Source organism: Polyangiaceae bacterium (genome assembly GCA_016715885.1).
Taxonomy (GTDB): domain Bacteria; phylum Myxococcota_A; class Polyangia; order Polyangiales; family Polyangiaceae; genus Polyangium.
In genome coordinates this window covers 381,052-406,972 of the sequence record JADJXL010000028.1, presented here as the reverse complement: position 1 = coordinate 406,972, position 25,921 = coordinate 381,052, and the positions used below count along the sequence as shown (strand labels likewise).

The following is a 25,921-nucleotide window of genomic DNA, read 5'->3' as shown; positions in this document are numbered from 1 at the left end:
CGAAAGAGTCAGAAAGAATCATTCATGACAGCGCGAAGAGGCCCGGATTTCAGCCTCGAAAAGGCGGTCGAGGATCCCGGTTTTTTTCCTCGGCAAACAGATGTGTCCGACCTACTCGACATGGTCGCGATGGGTTCGTCCGCAGCCGACGGCGCCAAACGGGCACTCGTACACTTCGGTCCGGACGCAGCACGTGCTGCGTTGACCAAGACGAACATCACGGACACCAAGGCACGAGCTCGCCTCGTTCAACTCGTTGGACGCATCGCTGGCGAACACGGTGGCGAGGACCTTTTGCAATCGCTCGTCGAACGCCTCGGCGACGACGACGCGATGGTTCGTCGCGCAGCGGCAAACGCACTCGGCAAGCAGCGTACGCCCCTCGTAGCGTCCGCTTTGTCGGCAGCGCTTTCAAAAGAAACGGACGCATCTGCTCGGCGCGCGATGGCTGCTGCGCTTGGCAAGACCGGCGGTGCAGACGCGGCCCGCTCGCTCGACGAGCTGGATGCGCGAGGCGACGAGTTGCTCGCCCGCACGACATCCAGGGCCGCGCTCATTGCGCAACGAACCGCAGGCCGCGAAGTGCCCTCGGCGTTCGATGCATCGAAGGCGCTGAAAGGGCCCGTGCCGGTGGTTCTTCATTGTCGCTCGGGACTCGCTCCCATCTTGCTCGGCGAGCTCGATGCCGATTTGTCGCCGCGTTTGCCACCCGACGCAAACCGTGTCGATCGCGTGCTCGTCACGCTCACCGGGGCACCCGAACGATTGTTTCGAGCTCGTACGATGTCGAGTTTCGGTTTCCCACTTCCAACGGAAACCATTGGACCCGAGGGAGACGTCGCGACGGCCCTCACGCGCGCGCTTGCATCGCCCACGGCTGCGCGGATTTTCGACGCGTACACGAAAGGGCCCGTGCGCTTCCGCATCGATTGGGCCGACGGGGGAAAGCATCGCGCCGTCACATGGCGCGCAGCGGAGCAAATGGCCGAAGCGTGTCCGTCGATCATCAACGACCCCACATCGAGCACCTGGGATGCGGTCGTTTCCCAGGCGGCAGGGGCTCTCGATGTCGAGCTACGTCCACGCTTCGAGGACCCTCGTTTCACCTATCGGCAAGCTGACGTGCCTGCGGCATCGCATCCGACGATCGCTGCAGCGCTCGTGCGAATTGCGGGGGTTCGTCCGGACGATGTCGTATGGGATCCGTTCGTCGGTTCGGGCATGGAGCTTTGTGAACGAACGATGGCGGGCCCTTACGTGCGGCTCATCGGCACCGATCGCGATCCCGCGGCGCTCGACGTTGCGCGGCGCAACCTCGAAGCTGCGGGCGCATCGAACGTGGAGCTACATCGCGACAATGCGCTCACGTTCGTGCCGCGTGGACCGCGCGCTCCGACGCTTGTCATTACAAACCCACCCATGGGTCGCCGCGTTCTGCGCGGAGAAGACCTTCACACGTTTCTCGATCGCTTCTTGGCGCATGCAGCAGCGGTGCTCGCGCCTGGTGGTAGGATCGCGTGGATCACGCCCGTGCCCACACAAAGCGCACGCGTGGCCAAGGATCTCGGCCTCGAACGGCTCTTCGCCGCACGCGTGGACATGGGCGGGTTCGATGCGGAAATGCAGCTCCTTCGCGTGCCGACGCGAGGTTTGAAGACTGCGCCTCCCCGAGCGATGGACAGGCGAGGACGACGTTAACGTTTGAGCACGAAGAAGTAGACGCCCGCGACGGCCGCAATGATCAAAAGGGCGATGCCAACGCCAATGAGGAGTCCCTTCAGCGGGTTTGGCTGAGCCGCGTTCGGCGGGGCTGGCGGGTCCGGCAGAACGACTGTTGGCATGAATGATCGCGGGTCCGGCTGCCGCGCTGCCGGCGGCGCTGCCATGCCTGGTGTCGAAGGCGCCGTCAGCGACGCCAGTGCAGGTGCCGCCATGCCTGGCGTCGAAGGCGCCGTGCGTGCAGCGGGCGAAGCCATCGGAGGCGCAGGTGGTATCGCTTCAGCAGCCGCCGGCGTTGCCTTGGGTGCTCCATCAACGGGCGCGTCGAGGCTCGGGCCTTGCGATGGAGACGCCGGTGTTTGGCGAGCATCCGCGCCCTTCTTGTCGAAGGTCGGCTCGTCATCGAACAACGACGGCATCGCGATGACGGGAGCACTGCCTTGCGACGCGGTAAGCGCCGCTGCGGCGTCGTGTGCTGCCGCAGGGGGTATGTCCGAGGAGGCCGTTGCCGCTGCGACGGCTGCGGAGGTCGGATCGACCGGTGTCGTCCGATCTGGCGCAGGCGGCGCGATGGATGACTTCGCTTGGCGCATCACCTCGAGCGGCGCTTCTCGCATCACGGTCGCTTCGTTGTCACCGTCGTCGAGGAGAGCTTCACGCGAAATGGATGGCGGTCGAACTGGCGGCGGTGGTGGAAGCGCTGCTGCAGGGGGCGCAACTGGCGGTGCGGGTTGGGCCGGGGGCTTGGCGCCAAACCCTCCGACCATCGTCTGCTTGGCAAGGCTCTTGCGCGCTGCCGGCGCACCGGGCGCATGCTGGAGGCTGAATCCAGCCGCCGATGTGGGCGGTATGGGAGGCGCCGATCGGATACCGGCTCCGGGTGGCGCTGGGGCCGGCACTGTCGCGGGTGCTCGCGATCCAAACATCGCCATCGGTGGAACCGAGATGAGTGACGTTTTCGCGTTTTCGTCATCATCCTCCATCAGTCCATGCGCGTGCGCGACGGGCGGCGGTTGATGGGCCGGCACGGCCGGTGTTGCTGCTCTGCGCGCTGCCGCTTGTGCACTCGGCGCCGGCTCGGCTGCCCGAGTTGTCTGTTCGCGCTGCACCATGATTGCGCGAACGGCATCGGCGGCCGACACCGGGCGCATCACGGTGCGTTCGTCTTCGTCGTCGTCCGGTTGATCGTCCGCCACGGGAGGCAAGTCGCGAACTTTCGGATCGGGATGCCACGCTTCGAGCGCTTCGCGAAACGCTGCCATCGTCGACGTGCGATTCGCGAACGACGGACTGAGCGCAGACTCGATGACGTGCTGCAAATCGTCGTCGCCTACATCGAACTGCGACAGCGGTGCGAATGTTCCGGTTCGAATCTTGTGCTGGATCGCCGCATCGTCAGCCGCGACGAACGGACTCGCGCCCGTGAGCAACGCGTACAGCGTTGCGGCCGTGCTCCACGTGTCATCTGCAGCCGATGCCGCCTCCGTGTCGATACGTTCGGGCGAACGAAACTCCATCCGATTGCGCACGGCGCCCGTAGGAACGAGCATTCCAAGAGACAAACGTGACGTGCTCGCCGTCTTGAGCGCCTCGGGTGAAATGCCCCCATGTGCAAGACCGCGCGCATGCAGTGTCTCGAGTTTTTTCGCGAGCCTGACGATCCAGCCGACGGCATCGAGCTCGTTGACTGGCCCCTCCCGCGCAATTCGCTCCGCAAGCGTTTCCACCGGACTCCTGGAATGCGATGTTGATGTATTTCGCTTCTACATCGACGCTCGTTATTGGAAAGCAAAATCTGCTACCGTCGACCGCCGATGTTCAGGACCCGTCGCACTGCGTACACCTTCCAAGATGCATCCACGCAGGGTGTTGCAAAACGCGTTCGCATGACGGCCATCCACTGCGCCGGATTTTGCTTCGTGTTGCTTGGGCTACCCGGCTGCATGCGCGAGCTCGACATGGCCAAAACCTACGACGATCGGCAGGCAGAAACGACGATTCGCTACACCGGCGTTCGTGGAAGCACACGGCAATACGCTGACTACAGCGGCATCCAGGGGACGATTCTCACCGAGCCCGCGAAAACCGAGCGCTAGCCATGATCCGCACGCTTTCGCCCCAGTCATTCGCACGATTGCTTGCCATCACCACACTCGGATTGTGCAGTTGCGCAACGCCCCGAGATCGTGCTGCGGAAATCGTGGCAGCAGCAACCGCCGGGCACATGAAACCCGTCGTCGCATGCTGGGAAAAAGAACACGAAACCTCTGGATTCCAGGGTGAATACATTGCCGTCGTGGACTTTGAAATCGGCGGCAACGAGCACTTTCGCAACGCCAGCGTCAAGTCGCTCGAACCCGTTGACAACGGCGCTCCTTCGCGTGACCTGACGGAATTCCGGTCGTGCATTGAAAAGGCACTCGACGAGGTCGAGCTACCAACGGAAACGGATGCAGGTGGGCCCGGGTATAGCGCCGTCTTCGGCGTGTCCGTGCACAACTACCGAATCGCGTTCGTTGGCGATCAAGCGGGGCGCCGAGAAGAGGCAGACGGCCGGCAAGCGCATGTCCTCATCGGACCTCGTGCCGATCGCTGCCAAGGCCTCTACACGTACAACCCGCCGCGCGACAGCTCGACGCTCTTCACCGAGATCGCCCTGATGACATCCAAGCCGGCGAATCCGCAGGACAAGGACGCCGTCGCGCGTGAGTTGCAGCGGATGTACGACCTGCAACTCGAGCTCGCAGCGCGCCTCGAAGCGGACCTTGCAAACTCGTCGCTGCCAGCCGTGAACCGCAAGCGGCTCGTCGATGCGCTCGAAGCAGCAAAGCGCGAAACGTCGGCAACGGCCGAACGTATTGGATGCGGCGCGGTGCGTCCCGAGAAATAGCTCGTCGTTGCAGGACAAACCGTCGCGCTAGCTTCCGCGCGCCGGCCGCTTGCGCTCCTTGAACCACTTGCGCATCTTGCGCATGCGCGCGACTTGCTTCCACGGCGCGTGCATCTTGCACGTCGACGCCTCGTCGCTTCCTTCCGGAGCACCCCAACGTTTCTCCGGACAATCGTTTGGATTGTACGCGACCTCGAATGCCTTGGCGCGCGCGACGACGTCGCCAATTGTCAATCCAAACGCCGAATCATCGCTCCGCACATACTCGAAACGTCGCTTTTTCAGCTCGTCGGCGAGCGTCGTTTCGAGCATCGTCTGCACTTCGACGGCGGTTTGTCCGGGCGAAATGGCGTAACGATTCAGCCTGCGCGCAATACGCGCCGGAGCGCCCGTCACCATGTCGATCGCCACGAGCAATCGCAAATCACGCGACGGCGTCGAAAAATCCTCCCACGGCCCCACCGTTTCGAAAATGCTCGACCCCTCGGGCATGTCGATCGATTTCCCGCCACCTTGCCGATACTTGCGCCCATTTTCCACCGACCCCACGCGCACCTTCACCTGCTCTTCCAACGCGTCGATCATTTCGAGCAGCGCGCGCTTCGGATCGAGCGGCTCTGGGGAAAGCACGTCGTCCACCCGATCGTAAAACCCTTCGACCCCATGCTCGTATTGCTCCATTCCGAAGTCGCCGTAGTCCGGATGCGCGGATATCTCTTCGTTCGTCAGCGACCGCATCGTCGACTTCTCCACGACCACCGGCCGAAATCGCTTGAAGCCCGGGCTGCCGAGCGACGGATCGAGCGCAAATAAAAAATTGCCCCGCCAATACCTCTTTCGACCCACCGTTGCATCCGGCTGCCCGTCGACCGCGAGCAGCATTCCTGCACGATCTTTCGATTGTTCCACGCGACGAACGACGACCAAAACATGCCCGTAAGGATCGGCGTAAATCGTTCCAGGTCGTAAGGAACGTTCATTCAGACGAACGGGATAAAAGTTTGTCTCGTCGTCGTCTCCCGCGGTCCGTGGAGTTCCCGAATGCACCGTATCGGCCAGCGTCGTTCGTACGAATTCGGCAAAACCCGCCATCCGATCGGGGTTTCTGTGCAGCGGCCATTCGAGATTCGAACGTGGCCGTTTGCATTCCGGCGCGCGCCCACCGCCTCCGCGCGTGCACGACGAATATGCGAACGGCAATTCGAGCTTGAACGAAAAATAAGCCCGCAGCGCAAAAGGAAGATCCGCGCAATCCGGATCGATTACTGGCGCTTTCGGTCCCGCGGCATCTTCATTTGAGCTCAGATGATCGTGAAGAAAGTTGCGACGAGGATCGCGCAGCGCATCGTGCAGCGCCGTGAACGATAGCGATTCACCGAGCGGCGCATCGAAGAGCGATTCAATCCAAGCCGAATACAGATTCTCCGTCTCCTCGTTCCAAACTCCCGATGCGGGCCACATGCCTTGGATCACGCGCGGAGGGTCTTCGGCATCGTCGACACGAACCTCTTTGCACGTGCCAGCTCCGCCTTGATCCGTGAAGTACGCGCGATACGTCCCTTTCGTCGGTGACGCGATTTCCGCACGCCAAAAATAGGGCGGACCGCCCATGCGTGCATCACTTTTCGCTATTTCCGCGCCACTTGCGTCACGAATGACGAGCGCGCCTTCGGTTTTGGCGTCTCGGGTGAGGACAAACCTGAGCATGCGGCCGGGACGTGGCGTTTTCGGTGATACGAAAAGCGACACTGCAGGCAACTCTTTGCAATCGGCAGGGAGCGGAAGCGCTTGTTTTGCGGACGCGACAGGCGCCGGTAGCGATGCCACGGCGCTTTCGATTCCTCGAGCAGCGACGAGACGAGGTGAGTCCTCGGCATGCTTGTCGCATGCGCCGAGCATTGCGACGAGAAGCAGAACCGAGGATGGACGCATGGAGGAGGACAATCAGAAACTATAACGCCCGCGGGTCCAAAGAACGTTCCCACCTGTTTCTGCGGAGCCGAACTTCGTGTAGGACTTGCCGAGCTGAAAGAGGGCTCCGGCGCTCAGTTCGAGGCCGTTGCCGAAGTTGTATTCCAGTTGGGGGAAGAGCACCATCGAGAAACCTTCGGCGCTCAGCGGAGAAATGCTGCGCGTTACGCGCTTTCCTTGTTCGTCGTCCCACGTCGATTCGGTCAAGGGAGTGACGTCGAGAATGGCGAACATGCGGAAAAGAGCGGCCTGGTTCATGAACTTCAGGTCCGTTCCAAGAACTACGTAATCGCCAAGGCGCGGCCGTAGAATTTCACGGCCGCACGTTTCGCCATTTTTGGCGAGCGCACACGAAAGTACGTTGGCTCCTTCGACAACGCCGCTCTGGCGGACGGCGTAGCCTGGCCTGAGGAAGTCGCCAGCGCCAAATTCGTCGACCAGTCCGTGCACCCACATGGCATTGACGTACACGTGCTCGCCGAACGTGTAATCGAGACCCAGCACCCATTTCAAAAATGCTCGGTTCTCCACGACGACTGGCCGTCTTCCTCCGCCTGGTTGCCCGTCACCATCGTAATCGTATTCGCCAGCGGCTTGCGGAATTCCGAGCGGCAAATCGTCGTTCGTCACCTTGATGCGCTGCTCTTGCGGGACGACGAGCGCACCTTCGAAACGGTAACCCATGCCATTGATGTCTTCGTCGATCCACTTGAACGGGTTCACTTCGCCGGCTGCATTGAAGCCGTAGACGTGCATTTGTGGGTATTCGACCGTCACGTCGGTGACGAGCGTACCTTGGATGCAATCGTTCGGATCGCTGGGATTGCAGCGCGGGTCCGCGACGAGCCGCGTGTGATTCGCGCTCGCCTGGGGAAAATCGCTTCGGCCGCGGTAAAACGACAGCGCGACGTCGTGCTCCTTGATCGTGCCGGCAATGCGATAGGCGAATTGCATGTTGTCGAACGTGGGATCGGGGAGCTTGGGTGTGACGTTTCCGACCACCGTGGGGAATCCGAATATCGTTTGCGCTGCGGCTTGTTCGGCGATGACGCGGTGCCGGAATGTCTCGTCGGCGAACGGCATGCGGTCGAGTTGCGCCAGGGCGAGCGACCCGGAAAGCGGCAAAAGCGCAGGCTTGAAGATGGGAGCCAGGACGGCCGAAATGGACCACTCTTCCGAAATCCAATAATCGGCCTTGACCATGAAGTTGGCCAACTGGCGTCCAAATTGCAGTGGATCACGCAAGTCGTCCGGGTTCAAATTGTTTGTCGGATTGAACTGGTCGCCCACGCCCCAGGAAACGATTTGTTGACCGATTCGGAGGTCGAGGTTCTTGAAGAAGATCCCGCTTGCTTCGGCATAAAGCGCGCGAGCTTCGATGCGGTACGGGTCCGTTTTTTCGATACGCGACAAATCCGAGACGCTCGTGAGCTGTTCCGGGTAGCCGCTGTAAACGAAATCGAGCTGCGCGACGCCTTTGAACTTGCCGTACGTGGCGTTGAGCTTCAGGCCGAGCGTATTCCAATTGCGTTCGACGCCCGCGGGCAATTCTTGGCGCGCATAAAAGCCGCCAACGCCCACGGGCGCGATGCGAAAGCGCAAATCGCTTTGGATACGGCCGCCCCACTCGATTTCGAGCTCGTCGGCATGTGCAGGGTTATGAATACCGAGGGAAAGGGCGGCGGCGAGAATGGTCGCGCCGCCCAGGCGGGCATGACGATTCATGGGTTTTTCAGGGGCGGGAGGCTATTTTTCGAGGTTGCGTTTCGAGAACAAGTCGTCGCTGATGGGTTCGTTCACTTTCCACGTCTTGGTGGTGAATTTCGTCCAGTGGCCACCTTTCGTGTGGTCGACCATCTTCAACGTCATTGGCGTGCACACGGCGCCCTCGCACTTGTAATCCGAACGCGTTTCGGTTTTCACGTGCTTGCCAGAGGCATTGAAGTATTTGATTTCCGACGGCAAACCCTTGTCTTTGACGATGGTGAATTCGAGTTTGCCATAAGGCGTGGTTTGTCCTGCCTTGGGGAGAAGCGTGAGCTTCTGGTCGCTTCCGGAGTCGCTCAGCTTGTCTGCCGTATACCACGGCGCATACATCTGCGCCGCAAAGTCGTCCTGCGTAAAGGTCATTCCCATGAAACCTTGATCGGTCGTGTGGCTCGCAATGCGGCGCACTTTGCCGAATGCCGGCAGGTACACGTACATCTGTGTCGGGCTCAGAATGAGCACCTTCGTGCCCTTCATATCGGCGGGCGCGGTGAATTCCGTCATCCGCTTCTCGCCCTTGATGTACACCTTCATGCCGAGTTTCTTCTCGGGCTTCCCAGGCTCCTGGTTGATGATATCGAACTCCAAATACTGCGTTTTCGCCTGGTTCATGGCCTTGTCCATGCGCCCGAGCGCCGCGTCCGCAGGGGGATCGGCGTTTGCGCTGCCACCACCAACCAGCGCGGCGGAAACCACTGCACCAACGGAAAGCCAACCACGGAAAGACATATTCATCGGGAACCTCGTTCGTTCAGGGGCCGATTCGCACCCGTGTCGAGATCAGTGTCGGACGCCTCAGACGGAAGCGCCACAGCCGGTATTCTATTTGCGCCGCCATAATAGCTCAGTTTCCGCGCAAGGAGCGGAATCACGAGCATCGTGACGAGGGCGGCGGTGATCATCGCTGCGCTCGTCAGTCCACCCACGTTTTGCAATGGACGTGCATCTCCCAGCGTCAGCACGAAAAAGCCTGCGGCGACCATCAGCGCATTGACCCAAATGGCCGGACCCGTTTCGCGTGCGGCTGTCTTCGCAGCATCGCTGATGTCCCCGCCATTCGGCGCGCGCCATGAAGCCATCAAGTGCACTGCATAATCCACGCCGGCACCAATGATCAAGCTCGCGAGCATCGATGTTCCAATATCGAGTCGCACACCCATCGCGCCCATCCCGCCGTAAATGATCGACGTCGTCAGCACGATGGGGAAGATGCCCAAAAACCCGCTGAAAAGCGACCTGAACAGCGCCGTCATGATGATGAGCACCATACCCAATGAAAACCCAAGGCTTTTCCATTGGTTGGCTTCGACGCTTTGCGACAGGCCCGCGTGCATGACGGGCAATCCCGTGACCGACACGGAAAGCGCTTGCCCTTCTTCACCCGCCTTGGGCGGCAACGCAACGCGCTGCACGTCGATATCCATCAGCGCCGTTGCGACCGCAATCATGAAACGTTCACCCTCGGGCCCTTCCGGCACGGTCGTTTTCGTTGCTTGCACGAGTTCTTTGGCAATCGCCGCCGTCGTCGCTCGCCGCCAAATTTCATCCAGTGGACGCTCCACTGTACCCGCGAGATCCAAAACAAGCTCGTCCGAAGCAGGTTTTTCGAGCGCTGTCGATATCGCCTCGGTCAATTTCGCTTCGGCTGGTTTGGCGCCAATGCCCGCAAGCGCCTTGGCAACCTTTTGCTTCGGCTCCGGCCCTTCGAGCTCCACGCTGCATTCATCGGAGCCGAGGAACTTGATCACGGCCGCTTGCACAGCGTCCGTTACGTCGAGCCCTTTCTTGCCGCGCATCCTGCTTTCGATGTCGCTCGCAGCAGGCATCGTCACGCCATACTGCGCTCCGACTGCGCGTAATCGGTCCACGACTTGCGTCTGCTTGCGCGAATCGAGCTCGTCCGTGCGATTGCCCGGGCCTTCGACCACGACGATACGCGGCAGCATCGTATCGCGCGTGAGCTTGCGAATTTGCTCGACGAGCGGTTCGGTGTCCGCGGCCGTGCGCGTGTCGAGCTTCACGTGCATCAGCGCGTGACGTTTGTCGTCCGTGACGAGCTGCTCGACGGCCTTTTTTCCAGCAAGGAATTGATAAAGCAGTTTTACTTTTGCCGCCGTATCGGGAATGCGGCGATCACCTTCCATCGCTTCGTTGATTTGTGCAATCACGTTGCCGATGTGGTTCACGCTCGTGACGTGCGGCGTCGTGGCGATACGATCGGCCAGCGTGCGAACTTCGCGCAGGACCGCAGGATCGGTCATGTCGCCTTCGATTTGAATTTGCAGAAAGAGCGACCCTCCGAACGAGTCGTGCAAAAACCGTTCGGCTTGATCGGGCGGGCTGTTTTTCATGAAAAACGCCGCGTTGTCCATGCGGCTATCGAGCTTCCCGACATAAAATGCACTTGCAATGGCCACCACCGCCACGGCAGCTCCGACCAAGGCGCGCTTGCGCTGCGGCAACGTGCAAAGCCATACGTGGAATCGCTTCGGGCCGCGCTCCTGCGGCGGCTTGCCTTTCAGGCGCGCGAGGTAAATGATGGCCGGTACGAACGTCATGGCGAGCACGAGCGTAATGAAAATGCCGAGCGCCGTGAAAATGCCGAACGTTCGTAGTGGCTTGATATCCATGAGCAGGAACGACAGCAGACTGACCACCGTCGTCAAACCACTGGCCACGACGGGCGGTCCTACTTCGATGAGGGTACGTACGAGCGCCGTTCGCCCGTCGGTTCCGTGCGCAATTGCATAATAGCGGCTCAGGATGTGCACCGGATACGCGCTGCCCAATGCAAATAAAATGACCGGAAGCGAGCCCAGCACCACATTGACGGAAACGCCGAGAGCTCCCATCAATCCAAGCGACATCACAATGCCAATGGCCGTCGACAAAAGCGCGAGACCGGCTCCAATGACATCGCGAAACGAGATGACCGTGATGAGCACGATGACGAGCACCGCCCACGGAGCCAATCGCCGCATGTCCTCCTGCGTCACATCGTAAATGTACGTCGAAATGAAAGGAGCCCCGCCCCAATATTTCTTTTCTTGGGGAAACGCCTCTTCAATCGCCGTACGAACCTTCTGCGCAACGACTTTTTGTTCCGTTCCGTATCCTGCAAAACAATAAATGAGGACTGCTTTCCCATCCTTGGAAATCAAATTGCCGACGACATGATCCCGTGACATCACTTTGGCCCGCAGTGCGGCACGTTCGGCATCCGTTTCCGGAATTTTGCCAATGAGATAATCCGTCGTGATACCGCCTCGCTGCGTATCCGCCGCAAAGTCCTCGACGTTCGCCAAGCTCATGGCATGGCCGATTCCGTCGGTTTCGTTGAGCCGTTTCGTCGCTGCACGCAATCGTTGCAAAAAGTCCGGCGCCAAAACATCGTCCGATTCGACGCCCACCAGCGCTACGTCGAGGCTCCCGAATCGCTTGCTGACGTCGTAAAAAATGCCGACTTCCGGATTCTGACGCGGCAAGAAAGCAAGCACGTCGTCGTCACGATCGACCCGGCTTGCGTAATAAAGGCTCGCCATCGACAGCAGGAATACGACGAATACCGTGGCCCATGCCGCAGTGCGTCTCACAAGCAGGTGCGCGAGAAAGTGCATGAAGAATCTGCCTCTCGATGGAGATGACCCGTGCAGCTAACTCATTCAAGTGCTCAAAGTCAAGCGCAGCTATGTCTCGAACGTTCATCGACGCGACACGAACCTGCTACCGAGCATTCATTTCGTGCCGGAATGGTGTCCTGCACGCATGGTGCATTGCGTAATTGGCGCGAAATGGTATTCGCAGATCTCTTCCGATTGGATCAAAAACGAACGATGACGCTCGGTTAGCGCCCGGTGGACGTGGCCGGAGCCGCACCGGGCTCGGGTGGGGTTTTTTGGGACAAGCTGATCACGACGATGATCGCTAGGAGCGCGAGCAGTCCGATGCCGACGCCCAGCGCAACGGCAACCCACGGGCGCAATGGGCTGGCGGGGCGGTTTTCCGCCGGCGCAAACGGTGGACTAAAGGCGGGATTTTGTGCCGAGCTGACACGCATGGCGTCTTGTGGCTGTCCCTGCCACGGCGCAAGGCTCCCATCCGGCATGTGTTGCAAGACGGCGGTACCTTGGGGTCCAGCACCTCCAAATGTCTGCAGCTTGGGAGGCGTCGCTTGAGACTGCGGCGTCGGAGCGCTCGATGGCCACGATGGTCGCATGGGCTGGCCTTGAGCCGGGCCGCTCGATGGGCCCGAGTCGCTCGTTGGGGGCGCTGGACGCTGCTGCGCGTGCAGGTTTGCCGCGGACATCATCGGAATGGTTTTTCCGACGTGCGCATACGGCTGCACCGGAGCGGACGAACCCGCGCGATACACTTGCGTGACGCCGAGATCGCTTTCTTCGTCCACCGAGGGCATCGGTTCACGCGCATCGTTGCGATCGGCTCGATCGGCGAGCACTTCGAGCCGCGAGACGATGTCGGCAGCTTGCGTGAATCGTTGGTTCCGATCGCGCACGATGCAGCCCGCCACGACCTCGTCGAGGTCGGGATCGATGGTCGGGATGACGTCGCGCAGTCGCGGGATCGGATCCTTCAGCACCGCGTGGATGAGGTCCGGCCCGCGGCCTTGAAACGGTCGTTTGCCCGTGAACATCTCGAAGGCGAGCACGCCGAGCGCCCAAATGTCGGTGCGTGGATCGATGTCGGACACGCCGACGATCTGCTCGGGCGCCATGTAGGCAGGTGAGCCGAGCATACCGCCGGGTGTCGTGAGCATCTCGTTGTCGCCCATCGGCTTGCAGAGTCCGAAGTCGAGCACTTTGACGATCTCGCCGTCGCTGCCGGCTTCGCGGTGCAGAAACACGTTGGCCGGTTTGAGATCGCGGTGGATGATGCCTTGTGCGTGCGCGGCGACGAGCGCGCGCGCGATGTCGCGCATGATGACGATGCCGCGTTTCGCGTCGACGGAGCCCTCGCGCTTGAACACGGCGTAGAGCGTCTCGCCGACGAGCAGTTGCATGACGAGGAACGGATCCTGGTCTTCCGTCTCGCCGACGTCGTAGACCTCGACGACGTTCCGATGGGCGATCTTTCCAGCGGCGCGCGCTTCACGCAGCAGCCGCAGGCGCAAGTTGTCCGTCGCGTTCACGATGAGCTTCATCGCGACGTGACGCGCGGTCACATCATGGACCGCTTCCCACACGACCCCCATGGCCCCCTGACCGAGCCTTCGGACGAGGCGATACTTGCCTCCAACGAGGTCGCCGGCCTTCATGCCGCTCGCATGCTAACACCGGGTCGGCTCAAACAGAAAGATCCCGCAGAGCGTCGTTGCCGACTTGGCAAACCGTCCCCTAGAGTGGCTGTCATGCCCACGTTTTTGTCGCGCCGAAACTTTCTTGGACCGGCAATCCTATTGACAGCGCTCCTCTCGGGATGCCGTGACGATCCCGCGCCCGCACCGGATGGGCGCGCGTCGCAAGCGCCGTCCGCAGACAAACCGACCGCCGAAAAGTCCACGCCGAGCGCTGCCGCGACGCCGCGCAAGGCCGTTGCACCCGTGGTGAAACCCGCACTGAACGTGCCTTCCGCCACGCCCAGCGCGAGCGCTGCACCGAGCGTTTCGGCGGCTGTGGAAGCTTTGGCCGCACCTGCCGAACCTGCCCTCGATTGCGACACGATTCTGACGGCGGAAGACGTCTTCGCGGCATGCAACGTCAAGGTCGAGGCACCTGCGGATCAACCCACCGACGACATCGGGGCCGAGCGAACGTGCAGCCGCCGCTTCAGCAGCAAAGAGGCTGGCACCTTGAGCGTGCTCATCGTGCGGCACGCGAACAGCACGGAAGCGACCGAGCGTTATTACCAGGAAACCAAGGCCGAGCTGAGCAAACCCGAACCGATCAAAGACGTGGGCGACCTGGCTCGCAGGTACGTGAAGAGGGGCGTGAGTGGAGATCCCATTTACACGGTCGAAGCGGTGAAGGGTCAGTTCAACGTTTCCGTGTTCAACCCCAAGATAACCCTTGGTGCTCAAACGGTTGGGCCCGTCTGTGACGAAGCCGCGCTCGAGAAGCTGCTCGCCGTCGCTATCAAACGCATCCCGTGACGCTTGTCGAAACAAACGATTCACGCACGAAAAACGGGTTGGTACGAAAAAACGTTGGTGCACCAACCATGACGGTCCATCGCCCCTTGGATGGCGCCGTTCATTCGGCCTGCAGCGCGTTCATTCGATGTCGCCTTCGTGGCCGAGTGTCTCCTTGTTCGTCTTCTGCTGCTGCTTGATGTCGCTCGAGGAAGCGCCCGAATCGACCATCTTGCGGATGACGTTGTTGGCGATCTTCTTGCGCTTCGCGTCCATTTCTTTGTCGTGTTCGTCGCCCATGGGAGCCTCCGATGTGGACCGAGAAAGTCTCGGCGTGTGGTCCAGCGGCATTCGCAAGAACGAGGCCAATGGCTTCGACACGGACAACGAGGCTTCGGTGCGCCAATGGAGTGCAATGGCTGCGGGCAGCGCGCAAAAGGTGCGCTCTGCTCGGGAATCGGAAAACGCCAAACGTCGCGCTCGCGTCACCGACGACGTCGATGCGATTGATGTGATAACCGAAAGTGCACGTTCTGCATCGTCACGCAACGGATTCCGCGCATTGCTTGGATGAACGGGTTACCGACGTTCGCCGAATTGGCGAACGCAATACGAGGGAGATCCACGCGTGCATTCATCGGGTACACGTTTTTACATGCCATCTTGACGCCCGCTCGGAATTCGGAATAATCGCGTTCGCGGTGCTCGTGGCAAGTGCCCGGCATGCGCGCCACGCGCCGATTGGATGAAAGGCTGATCATGCACGACGCTCGTATGGACTCTTATGAGGCGATCGCTTTTGGCCGTTTTACCGCGGCGCAAATTCACACGCTGCTGCTCGGACTCGATGTGGAGCTCGATCCGACGCTGAAGCTCGTAGCGATACGTGTGCAGTCGGCCAGCGAAGCGCTCGAGAACGCGATGCTCCGTTCGGGCACGCCCGAATTTCTCCTGCACCGGGCGGCGCCTGGGCAGCCTGATTTCCTGCGTGAGGCACGCGATGCGTTGCGCGGCGTCGTGCACGATGCCGAAACGGGGCGTGATGGCTTCATGCTCGCGTCGAAGCTTCTTCAAGGAGAATCGCTCAGCACGGCTTTGCGTCGCACGCCGGCGAAGCTCCTTGCGAGGCTCGATCATGCACGGGAAGTCGTCGAAAAATCGAAGGACGTGCTTTCGACGCACGAGATGTGGATTCGCGCGCTCGATCGCACACGGCAATCGCTCGCGGCTTTCGATGCAAAAGTGCGCGCGGCGCGCAGCGAACGGCGCAGCATTGCACCGGATGTTTACGCCGCATGGCAGCCTTGGCAAAGGACGTACGCGGCAGCAAAACACATCGTCATTGGCGTGCTTGCGGGCTGCGACCAAGTCGTGCTCGTTCGCGAAGTTTTCGATGATCTCGCCGACGAAATGGAAGCGCGCCTCAGCCAATTGCCTCCGCCGCCGTCATTTACATGAGCTCCTGACGAAATGGCGCGCGCAAAAGCGCCGTATACTTGGCCCCCTGCGCCGACTGTTCGCTCCGATAAAGCACCAGCTCGCGAATCGTCGTTTCCCCAAACGATTTCCCCGCGAGCATGTTCGCACATCGCACGAGCGCCTCGTCTCCCCGAGGATTGCCCGCGCGAGCGAGCGTGAGGTGCGGCGCATAATCTCGATGCTCGAGCGTCTGCCCCATCGTTTCGAGCCTTTTTGCCAGGTCGGTCTGCACGCTACACAATGCCGAAACGTCACCACGGATATCCGCCCAAAGCACGCGCGCCCGCTTTTTCCCGCCGAACGTGCCTCCACCTTCGATACGCAATGCAAATGGCGCATGCTCGATCGCCACGGTCTTGACCGCATCCATCACTGGATCGACCAGCGATTCTTCGATCTCACCCAAAAATACGACCGTCAGGTGCAGTTTTTCCGAACGAACCCATTTCGCGTGCGGCGCGATGGACCGCAAACGCTCCACCATGTCGCCAAGTTGCGATATGCTTTCGGGGCTCGGATCGACCGCGATGAACAGCCGCATCGTATTGGCCATGGCCGAGCCTCCTTCAAGGGCAAAGCCGGCACGCGGAGAATCCGCTCTCCGTGCGCACGTACAGGTAACGATCGTGCATGCGATCGTCTCGGCCAAACCAAAATTCGATACGCTCCGGAATGACTCGATAGCCGCTCCAATGCGGCGGACGAGGCACGTCGCGCCCTTCGAATCGAGCTTCTACTTCGGCAAATTCCCGCTCTAGCTCTTTGCGCGACGCGACGGGCTCACTTTGCGCCGAAGCCCAAGCGCCTAGCTGACTTCCTCGCGGGCGAGTGGCGAAGTATGCATCGGCTTCTTCGTCCGTTACGCGTTCGACGCGTCCTTCAATGCGCACTTGTTCGGCCGCTTTGGGCCAATGAATGCAAAGCGCAACGTAAGGATTTTTCTCGATTTCTCGACCTTTACGGCTTCCAAAATTCGTGTAAAACACGAAACCGCGCTCGTCGGCTTCTTTGAGCAGCACCATGCGTACCGATGGACGGCCGTCGGGCGAGACCGTAGCGAGCGCCATGGCCGTCGGATCGCTGGATTCGCGCGTTTGCGCGCGGGCAAGGCCTTCACGGAAGGCTGCGAGGGGATCTTTGACCGGATGATTCATCGGGGCGGAGCATAGGAGCCGACCGGCGTCCGGAAAAGACCGAATCGTGATCCACGTGCATGACGGCGACGATTTCGGCATGATGATTTCTCGAGGGGGATACGATGTTTCAAGATCGCGTCGAAGCAGGCGAGCGGCTTGGTGAGCATCTTTCCGGGATGGGGCTCGAAGGTGCTGTCGTGCTGGGAATTCCGCGTGGCGGCGTGGTCGTGGCCGCTCCCGTTGCAGACGCCCTGCACGGACCGCTTGGTGTCGTCGTGGCGCGTAAATTGCGCGCGCCGCATCAGCCCGAGCTCGCGATTGGCGCCGTCGCAGCGGATGGTTCGTATTGGCTCGAGCCGCGAGCGATGCGAATACTCGGCATCGACCAGGATTACTTGGAAAATGAACTTTCGTTTCAAACGGGCGAAGCGCGGCGGCGCGAATCCATGTTCGACGGGCACCTTCGTCCGTCCGTTGCCGGACATGCGGTCGTCATCGTGGACGATGGCATTGCAACCGGTGCGACGGCCATGGCCGCCGTAAGATACATGCGTGCAATGGGGGCATCGCCCATCGTGCTTGCGGTACCCGTTGCATCGCCCGAGCGAGCGGACATGTTGCGTGGCGAAGCGGATCGCGTGGAATGCTTGATCGAGGATCCCGGTCTGTTTGCCGTCGGGCAATATTATATCGATTTTCAGACCGTGAGCGATGAAGAGGTCAAACGGCTCCTCCTGGCGTTTGCCAGCCGCAAACGCGACACGCAACCGGCGCAGCCGAAACAAGGCGTGCGCCGAGCGAGCTGACGACGAGGCAGGCGCGCTACTCCGTCTTCATCTCTACGTCGTACACCTTCGAATCACCCTGCCTCAATTCAATGAACCTGTCCGCGACGACGTTTTCAAAACGTTCCACCGTGCGCGCACCATTCGGCCACGTGACTTCGACCGAATGCAAAATCTCGCATCCGCCGAGCCCGAAAAACACGACGGTATCGTTTTGCATGCCCATGTGCCCATAGCCGCCGCCAAGCTCGCGAACGAGCTTCTTGCCATTGGCATCGATGGTCACGCGTGCTCCAATGCCTGCGCGGTTCGTCGATACGCCGTCTCCCACGAGCTTGATGCCCAGCCAATGCCCGTATTGATTCGCATCGTTTTCGTAGAAATGAACCTCGTTCGACGACCAAATTTTGCTGCAATCTCGCGCAGTTCCCGATCCGACCACGATATCGAGGTCCCCGTCGCGATCGAAATCGGCCACCGTCATGCCGCTCGTGCATGCATGATGCAGTCCCTGGGCCAACCCGATTTCCTCGAAGGTGCCCCCCGTTTTTTGGTGAAAATACAGGCTATATTGATCCGGATAATCGCTCGCCCCGACGAGGATGTCTTCACGCCCGTCATTGTCGACGTCCGCCGCAGCCGAGACGATTCCACCTTCGTTCCAATCCACCGTCGGATGTTCCCACTCGAGTCCCACGGCCGCTCGTTCGGGCCTTTCAAACGCGATCGACGTTCCTTCCGAAACGTTTCTCAATAATTCGGACTTGTCCGAGCTTTGACCGGCCCACCAATGCGCAATTTCAGTGTGGTAGACGTCGAGCTTCCCGTCGCCCGTCATGTCCGAGCACACCGTCGTGAAGGTATTTCCTCCGAGACGTGGCGGGTTGATGTCCGACGTCGGATTCCAGTAAGAATCGGCAGGATTCGGGCATTGAATGAGCGGCGTCGCGACACCCATGCAATCGGCTTGGGCCGGATGAAGCGTGCAATAACAAGCGAACATCTGATTGTCGCTGTAGGTTTGATTGTCATCGAAGGCGAATTTCGCAGCAGCGCCGACGTCCGTGTAATGGCCCGGCGTATCGGTCGTGTAAAGCACGTTAGGCCCACGCGCGTAGGCGCTCACGAGCAATTCCGGATTGCCATCGTCATTCACGTCGCAGCTCGTCACGCCATAAGCTGCTCGGCGGTTTGCCGCGGAAGTGACGCCCGCGCCGGGCGAAATATCGGTAAACGTGCCGTCTCCATTGCCGGTCAAAAGCTGCTGAGCGCTCGCGGCGGTCGTAAAGAAAAAACCGAGGAAAACATCGACGACGCCATTGCGATCCACATCGACGAACGTCGCACCGGTCGTCGGTTTCGCATTGAGCGGCGAAAGCGCGGATTTGGTGGCTGCCGTAAAGTGCCCCGTGCCGTCGTTCAGCATCAGCGTCGTGCGATCGAGATCCGCAGCCGTCGGAGGCGCCCCGACTTTGTCGGGTGCCGTATACACGATGCTGAGCGCATCGAGATCCCCGTCGTTGTCCACATCGGCAAACACGGCCGACTGTGCAGAGCGATATTCCGTGTCGGAATCGGGCGCCTTGGCGTATCCGCTTTCGGTGGTGCGATCGACGAACGTGCGCCCACCATTCGGCCCCGGCTCGTTCATCAGCACGTACACGAGGCGCGGGCCTTGCCCAATCACCTCGCGGTTGTTCGATCCAATCGCGTGCACCAGCAAGTCGGGATAACCATCACCGTTGATGTCGGCGCTCGTGAGCCGATTGCCAACGACCTTCGCCGTCGACAATCCCCACGCTTCCGAGCGCTGCGTAAATTTGGCGCTGCCCGTCGTCGCATGAACGTCGCAAGCGACGGCGACCGGTTCCGGCGAAGGGACGATGGGTTGCGTTTTCGTGTCTTCCCCGCCGCAACCTGCGGCGAGCGATAAGCCTAGTAAAGACATGCTGCGGAGGACCGTACGCTTGTGCATCATCGCCGCAGTTTACAGAATCGCGTGCGCGGCGTCTTTCTGCTCCAAAGGCACGCTCGCTCAAAACCTCTTCGCGCAGAGCGCACGTTGTGCTTCGCTCGCATCCGAGGAGTTCATCACATGAAAGTAGCGCCGTTCGTGTTGTTGCTTGTTTCCGCATCGATGCTCGTTGGTTGCCCCGAGGAAAAAGCCGCCACGCCCACGCCCGACAAGAGCAAGGCGGCTGAACCTGCGCCGAGCGCTGCGCCCGCGGCTGCTCCCGCAAAGGCCGAGGAAAAGAAGGACGAGGGCGGTTGGTGAGCTTCGCGGCGCGTTCGTGAACGTCCGCGTTTCCATCGCGCGTCGAGCAGGACGGCTCGCGCTACTTGCAATGCTGGCCAGTAGCGCGAGTTGTGAACGCAAGAGTGCGTCTGTCCAAACCATCGCTACGAACTCGTACGATCCTCTGCCAGAGCTTCGCGAATTCGAAGCGGCGCGACGCGCGCAAACAGACTTCGTCCATCTGCCTTCGAGCGATCATGCCTTCGGGGCCGATCCATACACCATCACTCCGTTCGGCGACGGAAAACGCTTCGTGTCGATCTTGCGAGGTCGCGACGCGATCGTCGTACTGGATGCTTCGTTGCAAGAGCTTCAGCGTTTGCCTGCGCCACCATCACCGAGCGGTGTTGCGGTGAGTTCGGATGGAAAAACCGTGTTTGTCGTGGGTGAACGCGCTGGCCGGATCGAGCGGTTCGTCGTTCGAGACGATGCTCCGCATCTCGAAGCGGCGGGGCGTTACGAGCTTCCCGATGTACGCGCGTTGCGTGACGTTGCAGTCGGTCCCGAAGGAGCTTTGTATGCGGTCGAAGAGGATCGCGGCCGGCTCATTTCATTGGTGCCCCAACCTTTCGATGCGCCGCAGGCCGATTCGATCCTGCCCGCTCGACGCTCGGACATCACGCTTGGGGGCGCGCCCGTTCGCGTCGTGCGCGTGGGCAAGTTCGTCATCACGAACTGCCTTCTCGCGCATGCGCTCGTCGTTCGAACCGTGGACGACGACGGTGCCGTGGCGGACGCGGGCGAGACGCGCATCACGCATGACGGCCCGATTTGGAGCTTTTCGGCGCGGCCCGCGGGTGACGACTTGCTCGTGCTTGCCGGCGGTGTCGAAGATCATCCGCTCGATCGTCGGGGTGGGTTTTTCGGGTACATCGACTCGTTTGTCTTTCTGTACAAGGTTCACGATGGAGCGGCTGAACGCTTGTCCATGGTGAACGTGTCCGAGTTTGGTGTCGTGACGCCGAAGGCCGTGGAGCTCGACGAAACCGCCGAGGGCAAACTTGCAGCGTTCGTGACGGGCTACGGTGGCGAAAGTCTTGTTAGGTTTGTCTTTGGTGATGCGGGAAAACCGCCGACGGATGTTCGATTGCATTCGCTTCCTGGTGGGTCACGTGCGATTGCGAAGAGGGCCGGCGGAGGGTTTGTCATAGCGAATCCGCTTCTCGATGCATTCGTCACGTTGAACGATGCTGGCGACGTCCAAAAAATCGTGCCCGTGGTCGATGCTCCGGTCGATGCAAGTCGCCGCGGTACGCTTCGTCTTGGCGAGGCGCTCTTTTTCACGACGCTCATGGCGCCCAAAAACAAGGCGGACGACGCGCATAGCCGTTTTACCTGCGAAACCTGCCATTTCGAGGGTCATGTCGATGGCCGAATCCATCATACGGGTCGCGGCGACGTGCGTGTCGTGACGAAGCCGCTGCTCGGGCTCTTCAACAACAGGCCGCACTTTTCGCGGGCGCTCGATCCAGACCTCTCTTCGATAGCGCACAATGAATTTCGAGTGGCCGGGGCGGGTAATGATTATTTGCCGTGGTTTTCCTTGGAACCGCCCAGCGCACATCCGACCCTTTCTGCAATGCAAGAGGCGGCCTACTTTGGATCGAGGCTGCCGCCGCTCGAATTACGCAAGGCGCTCATGACGTTTCTCATGGCATTTTCGCATCGAACGAACCCGGCCATTGAAGGGCGCTCGGCGTTTTCAGCGCTGGAATCGGAAGGTGCGCGTGTTTTTCGCGATCGATGCGAATCGTGCCATCAGGCGCGTACGTCGACGGATGACGCCATGTCGCGCGTGACGTCGTTCAACGCATGGGAATCGCACATATTTTCGTCGGGGCCGATCGTGTGGGCCATGAACGAATATCGAAAAACGGGCGTCGAGCCTTATGTGCACGAGCGCGGTGCGCGTGTGCCGTCGTTGCGAAGGCTGTACAAGAAGAGGCCGTATTTGACGAGCGGTGCAGCAAAGGATTTGCAGGGCGTCTTGGATCGCGTGGGATGGACCGACGACGGCGCGTTTTTCCACGATGGAGCGCCGGAGGGCGCGAAAAAGCTCGACGCACGCGAAGCCGAAGCAATGCGAGCGTTTCTCGAACTACTTTGATGACTTCGCTTCGACCAAACCCTTCTCAGTCTGCGAGCGGTGCGAATCTGAGCGAAAGTCGGCGAGAGGCAGCGCCTCGAATGGCGTCATTGGCTCCAACGTTTCCCAACAACGCCTGCTGATCCATTGGTCAGGCGCCAATCGATGGAAGCATTCGTGGCACACCACGACCTTGCGCCAGTCTTCTCCATCTTGGCAATCCAAAAAAAACACCGGCCGGATTGGCTCGTCCACCATACCATCTTCCGGGTAGGGATAAACTTCCTTCTCCCCGGTGTTCTTTTCCACGCCACACGAAAGACACTGCACATTCATAAATTTACTTTCCTCAACTCACGATACGCCAATCCATGAAGGGATCTCGTTGGAAATACACCCCGCTTGCCGCACCTTCAATGCCGCTGCCCGTGGCCATGTGGCGCTCGCTTTCCCGTGCGCTTCGGATTGGCCGCGTGATCGGACGAATCGCTGTGCTCGCTCGTGCAAACTTCCCGAACGCAGCGCCTTAGCCAGCGATGTGCGGGGTCTGCATCGAGCCGTGGATGCCAAAGCATCGATACCGTGAACCCTCGCGTGGGAAAAGGCAGCTCGAAGCTGAACATACCGGCGCGCAGATTTCCCGTGTGTCGTGCAGGTACGGTCGCGATGTAGTCCGACGACCGCGCGAGCGCAATGGCCGTCGAAAAACCGCCAACGACGACCGCAACTTCTCGCTCGAGCCCGAACGAACTCAATATCACGTCAATGGGGCCTGGCGCGTGATTGGTGGTTTCGACGTGCTTCTCCTCGGCATAGCGCGCTGCGGTGACGAGCCCCTCACTTAGAGCATGCCCTGCACGCACGACGCCAATGAAGCGATCATGGAACAGCGCCTGTGTGATCAATTCGGGCCCCGTGGTCTTTCCCACGACACCGGTTTCTAGGTCCACCGTTCCTGCGCGAAGTTGCCCGCTATCACGAACCACCTTCTGCACGAAGCCGAGTCGCACCCTTGGAGCTTCTGCGCTCACGCGTTGGATCAGCGCAGGACCGAAGTTCTCTACGAAGCCCTCGCTCGTTCGCACGGTGAACGTTCGCTCGAGCTTCCCGATATCGATCTTCTCGGCGGGCTTCAGCACGGCCTCGGCATCGCGTACGACCTGGCCCACGCGCTCCCGCAGCTCTGCCGCGCGCGGCGTAGCGACCAGACCTCGCCCCGCCCGGACCAGCAGCGGATCACCTGTCGCCTCACGCAATCGCGCCAAGGTCCTGCTCATCGCGGACGCGCTCAGACGCATGCGTCGCGCGGCTGCCGCAACGTTGCCCTCCTCCAACAGAATGTCCAACGCCACGAGCAGATTGAGGTCCGGCCTTTCCATGGCTTCATTGTGCACGTGACATGGCGTCAAACGCAACCATCGAGTGCATGCCGTGCGTCTTCCGCCATGTGTCGATTGCTCGTACGTTGCCCGCTGTGAGGTCGCGATGGAATTTTCGTCGAACGCAATGAGCGCACGCACGAGCGAAGCACTCCAGGGAGGCACACGGGCAATACCTTCGATTCCGTGGGCGCTCGCCAGCCTTTGTCTATCCATGCTTTTGTCGTCGCTTGGCACCAGCAGCGCCAATGTCGCCCTACCGACGCTCGCCAAGACCTTCGGCGCATCATTTCAAGAAGTTCAATGGGTCGTCGTCGCATACTTGGTTGCCATTACGTCTTCCATCGTCAGCTTTGGAAGACTTGGCGACCTCCTGGGCCGTCAGCGATTGCTGCGAGCTGGGCTGCTCGTCTTTTCGACCGCGTCGCTCGTCAGTGCCGTCGCGCCCTCGTTGTGGGTCGTGATCATCGCGCGCGCAATACAAGGTTTGGGTGCCGCCATCATGATGGCGCTGACCTTCGCATTCGTCAGCGAGATTGTGCCCAAGGTCAGGACTGGCAGCGCAATGGGCTTGCTTGGAGCTACGTCCGCCGTGGGTACTGCACTTGGACCTTCGCTCGGAGGTGTTCTCATCCACTGGTTCGGCTGGCGCGCCATATTCCTGATCAATGTTCCGCTTGGTTTGGCGGCCTTTGCTCTCGTGTGTACACACCTGCCTGCCCACGCACGAAAAGGCGACGATGCCATTGGTTTCGACAACAAAGGGACCGCGCTGCTTGGCCTGACGCTGATTGCTTATGCGCTCGCCATGACCTCGGGACGAGGGCACTTTGGTATGCGCAGTCTGGTTTTGCTCATTGCTGCGCTGATTGCATTGGCTCTTTTTATCGTCACCGAAAAGAAAGCGGCCGCGCCGCTCCTTCGTTTGACGCTCTTCCGCGATGCCACATTGAATGCGAGCCTGTTTGCGAATCTGCTCGTCTCCACGGTGGCGATGACCAATCTCGTGGTGGGTCCGTTTTACCTGGCTCTCGGTATGCAGCTCGACGCAGGGACGGTTGGCATGGTCATGTCTGCTGGACCTTCCGTATCTGCATTGGCGGGTATTCCTGCAGGTCGCGTCGTGGACCGTTTTGGCACGCATCGCACCACCCTCGCGGGGCTTTTCGGAATTGCAGTTGGCGACATCTTGTTGGCGCTCACCCCCAAGACGTTCGGCATTCCGGGCTATGTGCTTCCCATGGTCGTCGCCACCGCGAGTTATGCATTGTTTCAGGCGGCGAACAACACGGCCGTCATGCAGAACGTCGACCCTCGTGAGCGCGGCGTCATGTCGGGAACGCTGAGCCTATCGCGCAATTTGGGACTTACCACGGGGGCGTGTTTCATGGGCGCGGTGTTCGCATTCGCTGCGGGCAAAAGCGACGTAACAACAGCGGGCTCAGACGCCGTCTCCGCAGGAATGCGCGGCGCGTACAGCCTCGCCGCGGCTCTCATGATCAGCGCGCTGCTCGCCGTCGCGCTGACCCATGCACGCGGCCTGCGTCGGGAAGTGACGAAAGTCCATCATCCATGAGGAGTTCGTTCAACAATACAAGGAGAGAAAAACCATGACGACCAAGAATTCGCTCGAAACGTTCATTACCGATGTAAAATCCTTTTGGGGCCCTCTGACCACGGAAATGGTTACACGATGCCGAACCCTTCTCGAGGGGCTCGCCCAAGCGCCGATTGCAGAGGAATGGCTGGCCGAGCTGCACAGGGATCCTCCCGAAGACAAGCAACTGTACCGAGATCCCGAGCATGATTTTCTGCTCAATGCGTATGTGGAACAGCAGGATCGTTATCGAGCCCCTCACGACCATGGAGCGGGCTGGGTGGTGTACGCCGTCCAGCACGGTGAAATGGAGATGGGAACCTATGCTCGAATGACCGAGGCAAACGGTCATGTTCGTCTCGTGCAGCGAGACGTGCAGCGGATGCGCGCTGGAGACTGCATGGTTTACCTTCCGGGCGACATTCACGATACGCGGTGCATCTCCACGAACGCCCTGCTCTTGCGCTTCACGAGCTGCGATTTGAAACGAGAAAGCAAGGAAGGCCGAATGACGCGATATGTGCAGCAGCACGGCGTCTGGACGCTCGGGCGAGTGCGGGCGATGACTGAATGACCGAACGGGGCACGCATTTGGTTCGACGACGAGACCGTCAAGGTCAAGAGGAAGCAACACTCGAACTTCATGCGTGCTGCACACGTCGGGTTTCACCACGGCCGAGGTGCCTGCTTCGCTTTCCCGTGCGGTCGTGCTAAGGTTCGCCCGCGAGCAC

Annotated in this window: 23 protein-coding genes; 11 read left to right on the top strand and 12 right to left on the bottom strand. The window is 60.5% G+C overall.

Going from position 1 to position 25,921, the window contains the following annotated elements; genetic code table 11:
- Window positions 1-24 precede the first annotated feature (24 nt).
- Window positions 25-1,698 (top strand): HEAT repeat domain-containing protein, encoded by a 1,674-nt coding sequence (locus IPM54_42960; protein ID MBK9266537.1) that lies wholly within the window; start codon window positions 25-27, stop codon window positions 1,696-1,698.
- Here the strand turns inward: IPM54_42960 and IPM54_42955 are convergent.
- Window positions 1,695-3,446, bottom strand: coding sequence for a hypothetical protein (locus IPM54_42955; protein MBK9266536.1), 1,752 nt, complete (start codon window positions 3,444-3,446; stop codon window positions 1,695-1,697). The two genes, IPM54_42960 and IPM54_42955, sit on opposite strands and share 4 nt — an antisense overlap.
- A gap of 87 nt (window positions 3,447-3,533) precedes the next feature.
- Between IPM54_42955 and IPM54_42950 the strand changes: the two genes are divergently transcribed.
- Window positions 3,534-3,815 carry a hypothetical protein gene (locus IPM54_42950; protein MBK9266535.1) on the top strand — a complete coding sequence of 94 codons (282 nt, stop codon included), beginning with the start codon at window positions 3,534-3,536 and terminating at the stop codon, window positions 3,813-3,815.
- 2 nt (window positions 3,816-3,817) lie between these two features.
- Window positions 3,818-4,609 carry a hypothetical protein gene (locus IPM54_42945; GenBank protein ID MBK9266534.1) on the top strand — a complete coding sequence of 264 codons (792 nt, stop codon included), beginning with the start codon at window positions 3,818-3,820 and terminating at the stop codon, window positions 4,607-4,609.
- 27 nt (window positions 4,610-4,636) lie between these two features.
- On the opposite strand, the gene IPM54_42940 is transcribed toward IPM54_42945, so the two are convergent.
- The 5 genes from IPM54_42940 to IPM54_42920 form a co-directional block, all read right to left on the bottom strand.
- Window positions 4,637-6,541, bottom strand: coding sequence for a hypothetical protein (locus IPM54_42940; protein MBK9266533.1), 1,905 nt, complete (start codon window positions 6,539-6,541; stop codon window positions 4,637-4,639).
- Window positions 6,542-6,553: 12 nt separating this feature from the next.
- Complete coding sequence (locus IPM54_42935) at window positions 6,554-8,305, bottom strand: hypothetical protein (GenBank protein MBK9266532.1); 1,752 nt, start codon at window positions 8,303-8,305, stop codon at window positions 6,554-6,556.
- Between the two features lie 21 nt (window positions 8,306-8,326).
- Window positions 8,327-9,082 carry an outer membrane lipoprotein-sorting protein gene (locus IPM54_42930; GenBank protein MBK9266531.1) on the bottom strand — a complete coding sequence of 252 codons (756 nt, stop codon included), beginning with the start codon at window positions 9,080-9,082 and terminating at the stop codon, window positions 8,327-8,329.
- A complete protein-coding gene (locus tag IPM54_42925; protein ID MBK9266530.1) occupies window positions 9,079-11,964 on the bottom strand; it encodes an MMPL family transporter in 2,886 nt (961 codons plus the stop codon). The genes IPM54_42930 and IPM54_42925 overlap by 4 nt, the downstream gene beginning before the upstream one ends.
- Window positions 11,965-12,191: 227 nt before the next feature.
- Entirely contained in the window at window positions 12,192-13,619 is a 1,428-nt protein-coding gene (locus tag IPM54_42920) for a protein kinase (GenBank protein MBK9266529.1), read from the bottom strand.
- Between the two features lie 93 nt (window positions 13,620-13,712).
- Between IPM54_42920 and IPM54_42915 the strand changes: the two genes are divergently transcribed.
- Entirely contained in the window at window positions 13,713-14,453 is a 741-nt protein-coding gene (locus IPM54_42915; protein MBK9266528.1) for a hypothetical protein, read from the top strand.
- Window positions 14,454-14,573: 120 nt separating this feature from the next.
- Here IPM54_42915 and IPM54_42910 read toward each other — a convergent pair whose 3' ends face one another.
- Window positions 14,574-14,732 carry a hypothetical protein gene (locus tag IPM54_42910; protein ID MBK9266527.1) on the bottom strand — a complete coding sequence of 53 codons (159 nt, stop codon included), beginning with the start codon at window positions 14,730-14,732 and terminating at the stop codon, window positions 14,574-14,576.
- Between IPM54_42910 and IPM54_42905 the strand changes: the two genes are divergently transcribed.
- The gene (locus tag IPM54_42905) at window positions 14,731-15,006 is read left to right on the top strand and encodes a hypothetical protein (protein MBK9266526.1); all 276 of its coding nucleotides are present in this window, start codon (window positions 14,731-14,733) and stop codon (window positions 15,004-15,006) included. The two genes, IPM54_42910 and IPM54_42905, sit on opposite strands and share 2 nt — an antisense overlap.
- A gap of 185 nt (window positions 15,007-15,191) precedes the next feature.
- On the top strand, window positions 15,192-15,890 hold the full coding sequence (locus IPM54_42900) for a hypothetical protein (protein MBK9266525.1): 699 nt from the start codon (window positions 15,192-15,194) through the stop codon (window positions 15,888-15,890).
- Here IPM54_42900 and thpR read toward each other — a convergent pair.
- On the bottom strand, window positions 15,883-16,452 hold the full coding sequence (gene thpR / locus IPM54_42895) for an RNA 2',3'-cyclic phosphodiesterase (protein MBK9266524.1): 570 nt from the start codon (window positions 16,450-16,452) through the stop codon (window positions 15,883-15,885). The two genes, IPM54_42900 and thpR, sit on opposite strands and share 8 nt — an antisense overlap.
- Before the next feature lie 25 nt (window positions 16,453-16,477).
- Window positions 16,478-17,065: a pyridoxamine 5'-phosphate oxidase gene (pdxH, locus tag IPM54_42890; GenBank protein ID MBK9266523.1), complete on the bottom strand. Its 588-nt coding sequence runs from the start codon at window positions 17,063-17,065 to the stop codon at window positions 16,478-16,480.
- Window positions 17,066-17,169: 104 nt separating this feature from the next.
- On the opposite strand from pdxH, the gene IPM54_42885 reads away from it, so the two are divergent.
- Window positions 17,170-17,853: a phosphoribosyltransferase gene (locus tag IPM54_42885; protein MBK9266522.1), complete on the top strand. Its 684-nt coding sequence runs from the start codon at window positions 17,170-17,172 to the stop codon at window positions 17,851-17,853.
- Between the two features lie 16 nt (window positions 17,854-17,869).
- On the opposite strand, the gene IPM54_42880 is transcribed toward IPM54_42885, so the two are convergent.
- Window positions 17,870-19,780 (bottom strand): CRTAC1 family protein, encoded by a 1,911-nt coding sequence (locus IPM54_42880; protein MBK9266521.1) that lies wholly within the window; start codon window positions 19,778-19,780, stop codon window positions 17,870-17,872.
- A 147-nt stretch (window positions 19,781-19,927) separates the two neighbouring features.
- On the opposite strand from IPM54_42880, the gene IPM54_42875 reads away from it, so the two are divergent.
- Together IPM54_42875 and IPM54_42870 are read left to right on the top strand one after the other, a co-directional pair.
- On the top strand, window positions 19,928-20,107 hold the full coding sequence (locus IPM54_42875) for a hypothetical protein (GenBank protein ID MBK9266520.1): 180 nt from the start codon (window positions 19,928-19,930) through the stop codon (window positions 20,105-20,107).
- 70 nt (window positions 20,108-20,177) lie between these two features.
- The gene (locus IPM54_42870; protein ID MBK9266519.1) at window positions 20,178-22,235 is read left to right on the top strand and encodes a hypothetical protein; all 2,058 of its coding nucleotides are present in this window, start codon (window positions 20,178-20,180) and stop codon (window positions 22,233-22,235) included.
- Here the strand turns inward: IPM54_42870 and IPM54_42865 are convergent.
- Window positions 22,227-22,523: a hypothetical protein gene (locus IPM54_42865; GenBank protein MBK9266518.1), complete on the bottom strand. Its 297-nt coding sequence runs from the start codon at window positions 22,521-22,523 to the stop codon at window positions 22,227-22,229. The two genes, IPM54_42870 and IPM54_42865, sit on opposite strands and share 9 nt — an antisense overlap.
- A gap of 104 nt (window positions 22,524-22,627) precedes the next feature.
- A complete protein-coding gene (locus tag IPM54_42860) occupies window positions 22,628-23,593 on the bottom strand; it encodes a LysR family transcriptional regulator (GenBank protein MBK9266517.1) in 966 nt (321 codons plus the stop codon).
- A 127-nt stretch (window positions 23,594-23,720) separates the two neighbouring features.
- Here IPM54_42860 and IPM54_42855 point away from each other — a divergent pair, with 127 nt between their 5' ends.
- Window positions 23,721-25,169: an MFS transporter gene (locus IPM54_42855; GenBank protein MBK9266516.1), complete on the top strand. Its 1,449-nt coding sequence runs from the start codon at window positions 23,721-23,723 to the stop codon at window positions 25,167-25,169.
- Between the two features lie 34 nt (window positions 25,170-25,203).
- The gene (locus IPM54_42850; protein ID MBK9266515.1) at window positions 25,204-25,764 is read left to right on the top strand and encodes a hypothetical protein; all 561 of its coding nucleotides are present in this window, start codon (window positions 25,204-25,206) and stop codon (window positions 25,762-25,764) included.
- The last annotated feature ends 157 nt before the right edge of the window (window positions 25,765-25,921 follow it).